We start from the raw sequence: 12719 nt of genomic DNA, 5'->3' as shown, positions 1-12719 counted from the left end.
GTGGGGTGCCTGGAGGAGCGTGCAAAACGAATTATCGGCCGTCCGGCACCGTATCGCCTTCCCCTGCTTTCAGTGCACGCAATTGCCGAAAGCTCACGATCCGACCGGCAATCGCACTGGCCGCGACTGTGGACGGGCTCGCCAGCCAGACTTGCCCGGGCCCGGAGCGGCCTGGAAAATTGCGGTTGATCGCGCTTACCGTCACCTGATCGGCGCGCTCGGAGACGCCGGGACCGGCATTCACACAGGCGCCACATCCCGGCTCGACCAGTTCGACACCCACGCGTTCAAACACGTCAAGCATTCCGCTTTGAACGCAGAAGTCACGGACATCCTGGCTGCCGAACTGGAGAAAGAAGCGTGTGCCGGCAGCGACCCGCATGCCGCGCTGCGCCGCCCAATCGAGCACGGCGTGGTAATGCAGCAAATCCTCGCGCTTGCCGCCTGTGCACGAGCCGCCATAGGCGATATCGATCCCCACCGTCTCCGCCAGTTCCGATATGGCAACGCCGCGACCGGGATCGCCGGGCCTCGCCAGCATCGGCTCGAGCCTGTCGCACTCGATCTCGATGAGGTGAGCCAGTTCGGCCCCTTCGTCGCTGCACATCCATGGCTCGAGCTGCAGATCGATGCCGCGGCGCTCCCTGACAAAGCGCTGCGTCTCCGCATCGGGCACGACGATAGCGCTGAAGCCGCCGATTTCCGCCACCATGTTGGTCAGCGTCGCACGCTCGTCGGTAGACAGGTTTGACAGCGCTTCGCCGCAATACTCGAACATCTGGCCGATCGCACGTCCCTCGCGCACGTAGGGCAAACGCAAGAGGTGCAGAACGATATCCTTCGCCTCGACGCCGGCCGGAAGGCGGCCGCTCAGCCGCACACGGCATGTCCGGGGTACCTCGACACGCACCTCTCCCGTCATCCACGCGTTGGCCATTTCGGTCGTGCCGATGCCGAACGCCAATGCTCCCAGGGCACCGCAATGCGGCGTATGGGAATCCGTGCCGACGACCAGCTGACCCGGCTTCACGTAACGCTCCGCCATGATCGAGTGGCTGATGCCTTCCGAGCCGTCACGGTCAGCAAGATAGCCGTGCAGGCGCACCCCATGCGTCTCGCAGAATTGCTGCTGCACCCTGGCCAATGCCTGCGCGGCTTCGAGCAGGCCGCGGGCGCGCCGCTCGGGCGCCATGGTCTGGTGGATGAAGGGCAAGTGATCACCGAAGCAGACGATGCTCGCGCGATCGTGCAGCGTGATCGGGCCCTCGCCCATTTCCCGCGCGAGAAAGCTGACGCACATCGGCGTTACGTATTCGTGCGCATAGCGCCAGTCCGCCCGTGCGAAGACGGCTTGCCCGGGGCGAACCGCCGCCGAATCGCCGGCGGATGCGCGTGCGATGATCTTTTCGGCATAGGTCATCGGCCGCGATGCGGTGGTGCGCACGGCCGGCGACCAGCCATCCTTTCGCGCGCGCGCCAGCTTGAACAGCCCGCCGCGCCGAATGAGTTCTGCGGTGAGTTCGTCCTCGCCTTCGGTAAACTCGCTGACGGAAATGCTCTCGCCGCGGCGTATCCGTTCGATCAAGGCGAAATCGGTCGAGGTGTAGATGCCCAGATTACGGCAGTTCTGCCGGTAGATGCGCTCGAAGCTTTCGGCGATCACCAGCCTGATGCCGGCGCACCATTCCGCATAGGGGCTGGCCTCGCGCGACGAGCCCTTGCCGTAGCGGCGCCCGGCCACCGTCACGCCGAACCCGCCGGCCTTGACGCTGCCGGCAGATACCGGGAGGCGCTGACCGCATTTCAGGCCGAGATAGGGATATTCCCCGAGCTTCTCGTCGTAATAATAGCAGATCGCGGCCGGGGTGATCTCGTCGGTCGACACGTCGCTGCGCAGCGGCAGCGCCTCGGCCAGCGAGACATCCGTCCCTTGCAACTGGCTTTCCACCACGTCCGCGTCTTCAGAGAGGAACAGGATGCGGCCGTCAAAGCGGACCTGTGTGGCTGGTTCCGATGTCATGACGCCTCTCATTCGGCGGTGATGCCGAGAGCGCGGATGAGTTCACCGCGTGCCTGATAGTCGACCTCGATCTGGCGCATGAAATCATCAGGCGTGCCACCGAGCGCGACCATGCGCTGCTTATCCAGCCAGGTGCGCATCGATTCCGTTGCAAGGATCTGATTTATCTCCTTGTTCAAGGTGGCTATCACCGCCTTCGGCGTATTCTTTGGCAGCATGAACCCGGTATAGCTGATGACCTTGAACTCCGGAAAAGTTTCGCTGATCGCCGGCACGTCGGGAAGCAACGGGAATCGCTTTTCCGACGTGACGCCGAGCACCTTGATCTTGCCTGCCATCGCCAGCGGCTCCACCGCCGTCGGTGCGCCAAACAGCAGCGGTATCTGCCCGCCCAGGAGATCGTTCACAGCAACCGACGTTCCCTTGTAGGGAATGTGGGTCATGGTGAAGCCGCCGTACTTCTGCAGCATCTCGCCGGCGAGGCGATGCGGCGTCGAACTGCCAGGACTGCCGAAACTCAAATTCTGCGTCTTTTGCTTGCCCAGCGCGACCAGCTCGGCCACCGAATTCGCCGGCACATTGTTGGCAGCGGCAAGCAGCAGCGGCGACCACATGACGTTGACGACCGGCTCCATTGCCTTCGAAAGGTCGAAGTGATTACTGGTGGCGAGGTGCGGGTCGATAGCGACCATCGCGTCCGTCACGAGGAGGATCGTGTATCCGTCGGGCTCGGCGCGTGCGGCCGCCTGCGCCGCGATCATGCCATTGGCACCCGTCTTGTTTTCGATGACGACGGATACTTTGAGGTTCTCGCCGAGTTGCTTGCCGATGATCCGGGCCAGCGCGTCGGCCTGCCCGCCCGCGGAATAACCCACCAGGATTGTCAGGGATCGTGATGGATATGGCTGCGCCTTGGCGCCGAGCACCGTCGCAACCAACGCCATTGCAACCAGCACCACGACGCCCGGCGCGCGGGCTTTTCCTCGAACCAGTTTGCCGGATGTCATGCTCCGCCTCCTCCCTGAGATCACATTATCCAGGTGCGGTTGAATTCACCGCGCTCTGGTTCGTTCTTATGCGGGCTCGTTCGCGACCGCGCCCAGCACGCCGGCCGAACGCAAATCCTCAATGTCGCGCTCCGAATATCCGGCGGCCCGCAGAATCTCGTCCGTGTGCTCGCCGATCCGCGGCGGCTGGCGATCGAGGCCGGGCCGTTCCTGCGCTTCGCCGAACTCGACCGGCAGCGCCGGGATTCCGACCAGCGGCCCGCCACCTAGTCCCGATACGGCGGTCGCAAGCAGCCCGCCATTGTCAAGCAGATGCGGATCGGTCGACAATTCGTCGGGCCGGCCGACCCGCGAATAGGCCACCCGTGCCGTTTCGCATTTTGCCAGGATTTCGCCGAGCGGCAGCCGCGCGATCCGCCGTTCCAGTTCGGGGAGCATCCACTCGCGCGCTTCGCAGCGGGCGGCGTTGCCTGCAAACCTGATATCATCGCGCCAGTCGTCGAAGCCGAACGTTTCGCAGAAGCGCTGCCAGTGGCCGTCCGAAGTGCAGCCGATGAAGACCTGACCGCCATCGGACGCGGTGAAAACGTCGTAGACGCCCCAGGCATTCTTGCGTGCCGGCATCGGCGGCATCGGACCGCCGATGACCGCGCTGCCGACGACGACGGCGCCGAGCATGAAGGTCGCGCTTTCAAACAGGGAACTGGCAACTTTCTGCCCGACGCCCGTCGCGTCGCGTTCGCGCAGCGCGGCCAGCGCAGCCACCACGCCAAATACGCCGCCGAGAATGTCGATCACGGGCGCGCCAGCGCGGAGTGGCCGGCCGGGCGGACCCGTCATGTAGGCGAGGCCGGACTGCATCTGCACGACTTCATCGAGCGCGCCGCGATTTTCGTACGGCCCTTTCAAAAAACCCTTCATCGAAAGGTAGACCAGACGTGGATTGATCCGGCGCAGATCCTCCCAGCTGCATTTCAGCCGCTCGATGGTTCCCGGCCCAAAGTTCTCCAGCACCACGTCAGCATCCCCAACGAGCCGATGCACGATCGCCTGTCCCTCGGGCCGCTTCAGGTCGATCGCGATCGACCGCTTGTTGCGATTATAGGTCGCGAAGAATCCGGCGGCGAAGCCCGGCAGGCGCCGCGTCGGATCGCCGCCGGCAGGCTCAATCTTGATGACGTCAGCGCCGAGATCGGCAAACAGCACGCCCGCGCACGGGCCCATGATGGTGTGGCCGAAATCAAGCACCTTCAACCCCGCCAGCGGCCTGGACGCCGTCATCATGCAGCCCTTTTCCTGAATGCAGCGAGCGTTCCCGATCGCAACGCGGCGCTCGGCAGGCTGTGTCCGACGATGCGCTCGGCGAGACGCCCGGCCTCGATCAGCGCCTCGATGTCGAGGCCGGTGGCGATGCCCATCTCGTCGCACAGCAGCGCGAGCTCCTCGGTGGCGATGTTGCCGGGCGCTCCGGGCTGGCCGGCGAACGGGCAGCCGCCGAGCCCCGCCACCGCCGCATCGAACGCGGTCACGCCGAGCCTCAGGCCCTCATAGGCGCACGCGATACCCTGCCCGCGCGTGTCATGCAGATGCAGGGCGATCCGCAAATCCGGCCAGCAGTCACGCACGGCGCCGACCGCGGCCGCGACCCGGCGCGGCGTCGCCCAGCCCATGGAATCCGCGAGCGCGACATCCCGCACCTCAACGCCGAATTCGCGCGCGACGGCTAGCCCGTCCGCCACCGTCCCCACGACCGTCGTGGGCGAGACGTCGCCGGAGAAATTGCAGCCGAAGGCGGCCATGACGATGATCTTGGCGATCGGCACGCCCGCTTCCTGGTGCACGCCCACATATTTGCGCATGGCTTCGAGTTGTCCGGCGCGATCGCGGTTGAGATTTCTAATGGCGAAAGCTTCCGATGCGCTTAGCGAAATGAACCCGGCAAGGGTCAGCTTCCCGCCGAACGCAAGTGCGCGCCGCAATCCGCCCTCGTTGAACCACAGCGCGGAGTATTCGACGCCTTGCCGTGCGGTGAACCCCTCGACCACGGCCTCGGCGTCGGCCCAACCCGGAACATGCTTGGCGTTGACGAAGGAGGCGATCTGGATCCGGCGCAGGCCGCAATTGGAAAGCGCGTCGATCAGCGCGATCTTGTCCGCGGTCGCGATCGGGCCCTGCTCGATCTGAAAGCCTTCGCGAGGCCCCTCTTCGCTGATGACGACGCTGTTCGGCAGGTCCATGCGCCGTGGCTCCTCCGGGTGATCTTGTTGGATGTGAGCTTGCCGCGCCCCAAGACATCTGACAAATATAATATCACGATCAATCTGTTCTATTAATTAGATGACGGGAGCGATCACGGTGGCGTTGGGATTGCGGCAGATCAGATACTTCATCGCCATCGCCGATGCCGGCGTGCTGTCGCGGGCGGCGGAGAGGCTCAACATCGCCCAGTCGGCGCTCAGCCATCACGTTGCCGCGCTCGAAAACGATCTCGGCGTCAAACTGCTCGAACGAAGGCCGCGCGGCATCGCGCTGACCGCGGCCGGACGCCGGCTCTACGAGCACGCCAGCGCGGTCCTGTCGGCACTCGGCAAGGCCGAAGAGGATGTCCGGACCTATAATGAGGCCGCGACCGGTCCGGTCTGCCTCGGCCTCAGCCATACCGGGATTTCGCTGGTCGCGCTCGATCTGATGAAGGCGGTTCGAACCATCGCTCCGGGCGTTTACCTGAGCATCGTTGAGGCGCTGTCACCGGCGCTGACCGAGCGCGTCCTGTCCGGCACCGTCGATCTCGCGCTCGCCTACAATCCCCCGCGGGACGCCCGTCTGGATGTCGAGCTGCTGCTGGAGGAAGACCTTTACCTCGTCGGGCATCCGAGCCTGATCGGCCGGTCGGCCACTCCGATCGCCTTCTCCGCGATTCCGCAGCGAAGCGTACTTGGGTTGTCGCCGATGCCGGCATCGCGCGCCATCATCCAGACCCAGGTTCTCCGCAATCAGGTCATCCCAAGCGAAACGCTCGAAGTCGATTCACTGCCGGCGCTGCGAATGGCGCTTGAGGCCGGCCTCGGATGTGCCATTCTTTCCCGCGCCACCGTGCTCTCCGACCTTGCGGCGGAGAAATATCATGCGCGGCGCATCATCGATCCGCCGCTGACGCGCTCGCTTGGGCTGATCGCGCTGGCGGACCGGCCGCAGACTAAGGCGTTCCTGGAGGTGCGCAAGACCGTGATCGAGGTCGTGCGCGCCGCCATCAGCAACAAACGCTGGCCGGCAACGGAGTACGGCCGGCGACGTGCGGCCAAAGGGCTGAAAGCCGCAAAGCCACGCTGAAATCGAAGGGCGCGTCCGTTCGCACGCAGCGAGCGCGGCATTGTCATCGAAATGTCGCGGAACAGGTCTTCTCCCGCAACGTTTCCCTGATGTGCAAGCGAGCTGCGCGACTTTCTCAGGGAGTCGTATCTCAATCGGTATACCTTGATCGGGAATTTTCGATGGCGAACGAATTTCTCGGAGAGAGGACAGTCGTCATCCACGCCCCAGCCGGTGCACGGTTTTGCACAACCCATGAAAGGCTTGTCCACCTTGAGATTGCCAAACGGATCGCCGCACTCAAGGGCGGTTGTTTTGGCGGTGAATTCGATCACGCTCGCGCCTACCGGAGCCAGCCTTATCTGGTGCCGACCGACACCATCGTCGGGATCGATCAGGCGCACGAGTTAGGCGTTTTCACCGAGCATGACCTGTTCGGCGGCGTTGTGCCTCATGCCTTTGTCGGCACGAAGGCGATTACCCATGGCCTGATCGAGGAGAATGCCACGGCGCCAACCGGCTGGTCGCACGATTTTGCGAAGATCGTCCGCGACATCGTCCCCCAGGGATATACGGCCTTCAGCCGCGACGACGCGCATCTCGCGGCGCACCGCTTGCTTCTTGACCATCCCATCCGGATCAAACCAGTCAAGGCAACCGGTGGGCGGGGCCAGCTTGTCGTCGGGAATGTTGGCGAACTCGATTCGGCCCTGGAGCAAGTTGATCAAGCGCAACTCACACAGTTCGGACTTGTCCTCGAAGAGAACCTTGGCGATCCCAAAACCTACAGCATCGGGCAAGTTCGGCTCGACGAGCTGGTCGCCAGCTACCACGGCACACAGAATCTGGTAAGCAACAATTCGGGGCGAACCGCCTATGGCGGCTCCGATCTCACGGTCGTCCGTGGCGAGCTCGACAGCCTCATGACGCTCGATGGCCTGTCGGACGGCGCCCGCCTCGCCATTGCCCAGGCCCAGCGGTACGACGCAGCTGCGATGCGCTGTTTTCCAGGCATGATCGTCTCACGACGAAACTATGACGTCATTGAGGGAACCTCGGCCACGGGACGACGTTGCTCCGGTGTTCTTGAACAGTCATGGCGGATCGGCGGTGCAACGCCGGCCGAGATCACCGCGCTTGAGGTCTTGCGTGCCGATCCCGGCCTCCAGACCGTGCGGGTCTCGTCGGTGGAAGCTTACGGAACCAGTCCGGCGAAACCGGCCAACGCGATTGTCTATTTCGAGGGCGTCGATGAACGGCTGGGTCCAATGATCAAATACGCGCACGTAACGCCTGCATGAACCCGGAACAGACAGCCGTTACAATCGACGTCGACGATCAGCGTCTGGCCGGCACGTTGCTTACCCCCACAAGCTCGTTGCCGGGCGTGTTATTCGTCCACGGCTGGGGCGGCAGCCAGGAAACGGACCTGGTTCGCGCGCGCGAAATTGCCGCGCTCGGATGCGTCTGCCTGACCTTTGACCTTCGCGGCCATGCCGGAACCAAATCCCAATTCGAAAGTGTCACGCGCGAGCAAAACCTCCACGATCTCATTGCGGCCTATGACGCGCTGATGCGGCATCCAACGGTCGACCGGTCCTCGGTTGCCGTCGTTGGCAGCAGTTACGGCGCGTATCTGGCGGCGCTTCTAACCACGGCAAGGGCGGTGCGCTGGATGGCGCTTCGGGTGCCCGCCCTTTACAGGGATGACGAATGGGACGTGGCGAAGCGGCAACTCGACCGCGAAGTGCTTGCTGCATACCGGCGGAGCGCCGTCTCCGCGAAAGACAATCGGGCGCTTCGGGCGTGTGCGCAATTCGGCGGCGAGGTCCTGATCGTCGAGTCCGAGCACGATGACCTCATCCCCCATGAAACGATCATCAGCTACAGGTCGTCGTTCCGCAACGCCCACTCGCTTACCTACCGCACCATAGGCGGGGCCGATCACGGACTGTCGGAGGCGAAGCACCAACAGGCCTATACGTCGCTGCTCATCAAGTGGATGACCGAAATGGTGCTCGGATCCCGCGGCGCCGGACAATCGCGCGCAGCCAATACTCCGGCCCATGTCATCAGCTAGCGCCTGCAAGCCGAATGGCATCCGTATCGCCTTCAACGCCTGGCCTTTCCGATAGCAAGGAACGGAACTGCCGTCGGGGGCGTTATTTCCATATCGATTTGGCTAGTGACGACGCGCTTTACGAGCAACACGAATGTCTGATTCACATCACTACTTCCTGGCGCATGCGCGCGAAGCGATCGGCAAGGCACGGCGGATGCCGCCCGGGCGCGTCAAGAAAAGACAGCGCACGGTGGCGCGCGTCTATCACTTGCTCGCCAAGGAAGCCGCCTATGTACCCAACATTCACCACATCGACGATTTCAGACAAGCACGTGAACTCGAACGGTCGAACCGCAAGGAATTCAGCAACTGAAAAACGGGTGCCCACATGCCGGAAACCAAAACCAGTCGGCAGATCTACGATGAGAGCGTAAAAATTCGCCGGCAAGTCGATGACGGCCGGCCGAGGCAATCGGAGGACGACATTCAGCGGGAGCAACTCGGACCGCGCGGGGTACCCGGACAGCCGGATCCCGCAATAATGGTCCCACAGCGCAGGAAGAAGACCCCGTCGGATTTCGATCCCGGCCATACGGCTTGAGGTCCACCAGCCCAACGCGTCAGACCACGCTGCCGGAAACTGCGGGGCGCCGAAGCGCCCGCAATCAGACCGGACAGACCTTGGCCTAGATGAAAGGCTTGCCGCCCGTGACCGCGACGGTGGTTCCGGAGGTGAAGCTCGACAGCGGATCCGCCAGCATGACATAGGCCGTGGCCAGTTCGGCCGGCTGTGCCGCCCGTTGCAAGGGGACCTGCTTGCCGAAATTCTGCACGGAATCCTCCGGCAACGTCGAGGGAATTAAGGGCGTCCAGATCGGTCCCGGCGCAACGGCATTTGCGCGAATGCCCTTCGGCGCCAGCATCTGCGCAAGACCGCCGGTGAAATTCTGGATGGCGCCTTTGGTGGTGGCGTAGGCCAGCAGGATCGGATTGGGCATATCCGCGTTGATCGATGCGGTGTTGATGACCGCACTGCCCGGCTTCATGTGCGGCACGGCGGCCTTCGTCAGATAGAACATCGCATGGATATTCACCTCGAAGGTCAGTTGCCATTCCTCGTCACTGATCTCGCCGATGTCCTTGAAAGCGGCCTGATGGGCCGCGTTGTTGACGAGGATGTCGACCCCGCCCAGTTCATCGACGGCACGTTTGATGACGGAACGGCAATGCTCGGGACGGCGCAGGTCGCCGGCCACAAGGACGGCCTTGCGACCTTCCTTCTCGATCAGCGCCTTGACCTCCTGCGCATCTTCTTCTTCGCTGAGGTAGGAAATCAGTACATCGGCGCCCTCCCGCGCGAAGGCGATCGCCACGGCGCGGCCGATGCCGCTGTCGCCGCCGGTGATGACAGCCTTTCTGCCTTTCAGCTTGTCCGCGCCTCGGTAACTCTTCTCGCCGTGGTCCGGCCGCGGATCCATCTTCGCTGTTGAGCCAGGCATCGGCTGTTTCTGTTTCGGATAAGGCGGCTTGGGATAGTCGGGCATGAGCATTCTCCAAGGATGCGATACTCCAATCGCCTAATCGCCGGCCTGCGCAAGTGTTCCCTCCCCTTGGTGCGGAGCTCACCCTTCCTTCGCGGTTGCTTCGTCCTATATGAGAACCGCCCCACAACGGATGGATCGCCGGATTGGCCGAGCAGCAGCTTTCACTTTTTGCGGACCAATCGCCCGCTCCGGAGGGCCTGCGCTACGCCACCGACTTCGTTTCGCCGGCGATCGAACGGAACTTGATGACGCGCATCGCGCAGCTTCCGTTGCAGCCGTTCCAGTTCGGCCAGTACGAGGGCAAGCGGCGGGTGGCCTCATTCGGCTTCCGCTATGACTACACGTTGCGGCGGCTGCAGGACGCCGATCCGATTCCCGAATGGCTGGCACCATTGATCGAGCGGGTCGCGGCCTTCGGCGGCGCGGGCGTTCGAATAGGTCAGATTCTCTGCACCGAATACGACAGCGGCGTCGGCATCGGCTGGCACCGCGACAAACCGCATTTCGACCAGATATTTGGATTGTCGCTGGGCTCGCCCTGCAAGTTTCGATTTCGGCGGCCGGCAGGTGCCAAATGGAGCCGCTTCACGCTCGAGGCGGCGCCGCGGTCCATCTATCAGATGACCGGGGCCGCGAGATCAGTGTGGGAGCACAGCATCCCGCCGGTGGAGGCGCTTCGCTATTCGATCACCTTCCGGAGCATGGCTGAGAGAGCCTGACGATGCCCCCGCTCACCGCATCGTCGCGAGCTGAACTGCGAGCGCGCACGCCTTGTCGTACTCGTCGAGATTGATCCACTCGTCGATCGTGTGCGGCTCGTTCTGACCCGCGCCGAAAGTCACGGTCGGCACGCCGTGGCGGACCATCCAGTTGGCATCCAGCCCGCCATTGGCGGCGCGGATGCTCGGCGTTGCGCCGATGCCGGACACGGCCTCGATCGCACGCTTGACCACGGGCAGGCTCTCTTTCATGCGGAACGGATAATAGTCGGTCTCCGCCTTGAACTTGACGCGGCCCGATTTGCCGTCGCTGTTCTTCACGCTCTTTGCGGCTTTCTCGAACGCCGCCTTGTAGGCTTTCGTGATCTCCTTGAAGAACTTGCTGTCATGACTGCGGCTTTCGCCGCGCACATGCACATAATCGGTGACGACATTGGTGGCATCCCCGGCCGGCCGGCCGTCGCCGCCGGTGACGGGGCCGACATTGCTGGTGCCCTGCAGCTTGCGCTTCACCACCTTGCCGAACCAGCCACCGGCCTTCACATCGGCGAGCGCCAGCGCCAGGATCATGGTCGAACTGATCCCGCGCTCCGGTGCGACGCCGGCGTGCGAGGCGCGGCCGAAAATCTCGACCTGCCAGCGATCCGCGCCGACGGCGCCGATCGTGACATTGGAGGCGGAGCCGCCGTCGTAGTTGAACGCCATCACCGGCGAGCCGAGCTCGGCGGTCTTGACGTGGCGCGCGCCGTAGAGCCCGCTCTCCTCGCGCACGCAGAACAGCAGCGTGATCGGCGGATGATCGAGATTCTGCTTGGCAAGCTCGGCCGCCAGCGTGACGAGGACACCGCAGCCGGCGCGGTTGTCGCCGCCTAGCGCGGTCTTTGCATCATTGACGATCTTGCGTCCCGCCAGTTTCGGTTTGGCTCCGGCGCACAGCGGCACGGTGTCCATGTGGGTCATGAACATGATCCGCGGCTGGTTGTGCATCGCGCCGCGGCCGGGCAGATCGACAATGAGATTGCCGGTTTCCGTTGGCACGGGAATGCGGGTGTTGGCGTCATCGAGGCGGATCGCGCTCGCCGGCACGCCGCTTTCCTGCAGCGCCGCGCTGAGTTCGCGTCCGATCGCGGCCTCCTTTCCGGTCACGCCCTCGACGGCGAGGAAGCGCATGAGACGGTCGGTGGCGGTTTTGACGTCGACTTGCATGGTGGGTTTCCTGATGAGGCGCTGCGGACTCTCGCGAGCATCGTTCGAGATGGCCGGCTGCACAAGGCGACTTGGAATCAGGACTGGCATGCGGACGCCACTGTGCTCGTCGCGGCGATCGCTAGATCGAAGTGTCCTGCCGGGCCACCGCCGGACGCGAGACGACGTAGGCGGCGCAGGCCAGGAAACCCGCCGCCACGGCCAAAGCGAGCGGCACCGACGGCGCGAAGCTATAACAGAAGACAGCGAACCCGAACGCCATCCCCGCGCAAGCCATGATCTTGGCGGTGCGCGGGATGGCTCCGGCGGCGCGCCAATCCCGCAGCGGTTTTCCCAATGTCGGATGCTTGAGCAGCCAGGCCTCGAAACGGGGCGAGGAGCGCGCGAAACACGCCGCCGCCACGATCAGGAAAACCGCCCCCGGCATCAGCGGCATCACAAGGCCGATCACGCCGAGCGCGACCATCACCCAGCCCAGGCAAAAATAGATGATGCGCATCAGACCTGCCGCCCGCCCAGTTCTTCAAATAAGGGATTGCTCTTCAAAAGGATTGCTCGCTCCCGGCTGACGCCATGGCTTGCCGAGCCGGAGCTCGCGGCCACGCGCCCGCCTTCGGCCCATAGCGTCGAAGACGCGCGTAACCGCGCTTTCGGGGCTTCGGCGCGGCAGCCTTCTCTCGCTTCGCGAGCGAAGGCTGGAGCGGGTGAAGGGAATCGAACCCTCGTATTCAGCTTGGAAGGCTGCTGCTCTACCATTGAGCTACACCCGCATTGGGCGATCACCTAACACGCCATGCGGGCGGCCTCAACCACCCAGGGAACCGTCGATAAACTGCTGGGAAACCGGCAGGA

Annotated in this window: 12 protein-coding genes and 1 tRNA gene; 5 read left to right on the top strand and 8 right to left on the bottom strand. The window is 63.8% G+C overall.

Annotated features, from left to right (window positions below; all coding sequences use genetic code 11):
- Positions 1-31: 31 nt before the first annotated feature.
- The 4 genes from JQ609_RS04425 to JQ609_RS04410 all read right to left on the bottom strand — a co-directional run bounded on the left by JQ609_RS04425 (position 32) and on the right by JQ609_RS04410 (position 5264).
- On the bottom strand, positions 32-2020 hold the full coding sequence (locus tag JQ609_RS04425) for an aconitase family protein (RefSeq protein ID WP_212272163.1): 1989 nt from the start codon (positions 2018-2020) through the stop codon (positions 32-34).
- An 8-nt stretch (positions 2021-2028) separates the two neighbouring features.
- On the bottom strand, positions 2029-3027 hold the full coding sequence (locus JQ609_RS04420) for a tripartite tricarboxylate transporter substrate binding protein (RefSeq protein ID WP_212272162.1): 999 nt from the start codon (positions 3025-3027) through the stop codon (positions 2029-2031).
- A 66-nt stretch (positions 3028-3093) separates the two neighbouring features.
- On the bottom strand, positions 3094-4311 hold the full coding sequence (locus JQ609_RS04415; protein ID WP_249127641.1) for a CaiB/BaiF CoA transferase family protein: 1218 nt from the start codon (positions 4309-4311) through the stop codon (positions 3094-3096).
- Positions 4308-5264 (bottom strand): hydroxymethylglutaryl-CoA lyase, encoded by a 957-nt coding sequence (locus JQ609_RS04410; protein WP_212272161.1) that lies wholly within the window; start codon positions 5262-5264, stop codon positions 4308-4310. Before JQ609_RS04410 ends, JQ609_RS04415 begins: the two co-directional genes overlap by 4 nt.
- A gap of 118 nt (positions 5265-5382) precedes the next feature.
- Here JQ609_RS04410 and JQ609_RS04405 point away from each other — a divergent pair, with 118 nt between their 5' ends.
- The 4 genes from JQ609_RS04405 to JQ609_RS04390 all read left to right on the top strand — a co-directional run bounded on the left by JQ609_RS04405 (position 5383) and on the right by JQ609_RS04390 (position 8771).
- Positions 5383-6357 (top strand): LysR family transcriptional regulator, encoded by a 975-nt coding sequence (locus tag JQ609_RS04405; protein ID WP_212272160.1) that lies wholly within the window; start codon positions 5383-5385, stop codon positions 6355-6357.
- A gap of 161 nt (positions 6358-6518) precedes the next feature.
- On the top strand, positions 6519-7637 hold the full coding sequence (locus tag JQ609_RS04400; RefSeq protein ID WP_212272159.1) for a DUF3182 family protein: 1119 nt from the start codon (positions 6519-6521) through the stop codon (positions 7635-7637).
- Positions 7634-8416, top strand: coding sequence for a S9 family peptidase (locus JQ609_RS04395; RefSeq protein WP_212207339.1), 783 nt, complete (start codon positions 7634-7636; stop codon positions 8414-8416). The genes JQ609_RS04400 and JQ609_RS04395 overlap by 4 nt, the downstream gene beginning before the upstream one ends.
- Positions 8417-8549: 133 nt before the next feature.
- Positions 8550-8771: a hypothetical protein gene (locus JQ609_RS04390; RefSeq protein WP_212207338.1), complete on the top strand. Its 222-nt coding sequence runs from the start codon at positions 8550-8552 to the stop codon at positions 8769-8771.
- 313 nt (positions 8772-9084) lie between these two features.
- On the opposite strand, the gene JQ609_RS04385 is transcribed toward JQ609_RS04390, so the two are convergent.
- Complete coding sequence (locus JQ609_RS04385) at positions 9085-9942, bottom strand: SDR family oxidoreductase (protein ID WP_212272158.1); 858 nt, start codon at positions 9940-9942, stop codon at positions 9085-9087.
- A gap of 143 nt (positions 9943-10085) precedes the next feature.
- Here JQ609_RS04385 and JQ609_RS04380 point away from each other — a divergent pair, with 143 nt between their 5' ends.
- Positions 10086-10661, top strand: coding sequence for an alpha-ketoglutarate-dependent dioxygenase AlkB (locus tag JQ609_RS04380; protein ID WP_249127639.1), 576 nt, complete (start codon positions 10086-10088; stop codon positions 10659-10661).
- 12 nt (positions 10662-10673) lie between these two features.
- Here JQ609_RS04380 and JQ609_RS04375 read toward each other — a convergent pair whose 3' ends face one another.
- The 3 genes from JQ609_RS04375 to JQ609_RS04365 all read right to left on the bottom strand — a co-directional run bounded on the left by JQ609_RS04375 (position 10674) and on the right by JQ609_RS04365 (position 12637).
- A complete protein-coding gene (locus JQ609_RS04375) occupies positions 10674-11867 on the bottom strand; it encodes a M20/M25/M40 family metallo-hydrolase (protein ID WP_212272157.1) in 1194 nt (397 codons plus the stop codon).
- A 121-nt stretch (positions 11868-11988) separates the two neighbouring features.
- Positions 11989-12366 (bottom strand): YbaN family protein, encoded by a 378-nt coding sequence (locus JQ609_RS04370; protein WP_212272156.1) that lies wholly within the window; start codon positions 12364-12366, stop codon positions 11989-11991.
- 197 nt (positions 12367-12563) lie between these two features.
- Positions 12564-12637 (bottom strand) — tRNA-Gly (locus JQ609_RS04365).
- Positions 12638-12719: the final 82 nt, after the last annotated feature.

This window comes from Bradyrhizobium sp. AUGA SZCCT0169 (genome assembly GCF_018130085.1).
Taxonomy (GTDB): domain Bacteria; phylum Pseudomonadota; class Alphaproteobacteria; order Rhizobiales; family Xanthobacteraceae; genus Bradyrhizobium.
Note: the sequence above shows the minus strand (reverse complement) of the source record. Positions and strands in the feature narration are given on the sequence as shown.

Excerpts from the sequence above, each read along its gene's own strand:
- JQ609_RS04420 (WP_212272162.1), bottom strand. The coding sequence starts at position 3,027 with ATGACATCCGGCAAACTGGTTCGAGGAAAAGCCCGCGCGCCGGGCGTC.
- JQ609_RS04375 (WP_212272157.1), bottom strand. The coding sequence starts at position 11,867 with ATGCAAGTCGACGTCAAAACCGCCACCGACCGTCTCATGCGCTTCCTC.
- JQ609_RS04410 (WP_212272161.1), bottom strand. The coding sequence starts at position 5,264 with ATGGACCTGCCGAACAGCGTCGTCATCAGCGAAGAGGGGCCTCGCGAA.
- JQ609_RS04395 (WP_212207339.1), top strand. The coding sequence starts at position 7,634 with ATGAACCCGGAACAGACAGCCGTTACAATCGACGTCGACGATCAGCGT.
- JQ609_RS04415 (WP_249127641.1), bottom strand. The coding sequence starts at position 4,311 with ATGATGACGGCGTCCAGGCCGCTGGCGGGGTTGAAGGTGCTTGATTTC.
- JQ609_RS04370 (WP_212272156.1), bottom strand. The coding sequence starts at position 12,366 with ATGCGCATCATCTATTTTTGCCTGGGCTGGGTGATGGTCGCGCTCGGC.
- JQ609_RS04425 (WP_212272163.1), bottom strand. The coding sequence starts at position 2,020 with ATGACATCGGAACCAGCCACACAGGTCCGCTTTGACGGCCGCATCCTG.
- JQ609_RS04385 (WP_212272158.1), bottom strand. The coding sequence starts at position 9,942 with ATGCCCGACTATCCCAAGCCGCCTTATCCGAAACAGAAACAGCCGATG.
- JQ609_RS04390 (WP_212207338.1), top strand. The coding sequence starts at position 8,550 with ATGTCTGATTCACATCACTACTTCCTGGCGCATGCGCGCGAAGCGATC.
- JQ609_RS04400 (WP_212272159.1), top strand. The coding sequence starts at position 6,519 with ATGGCGAACGAATTTCTCGGAGAGAGGACAGTCGTCATCCACGCCCCA.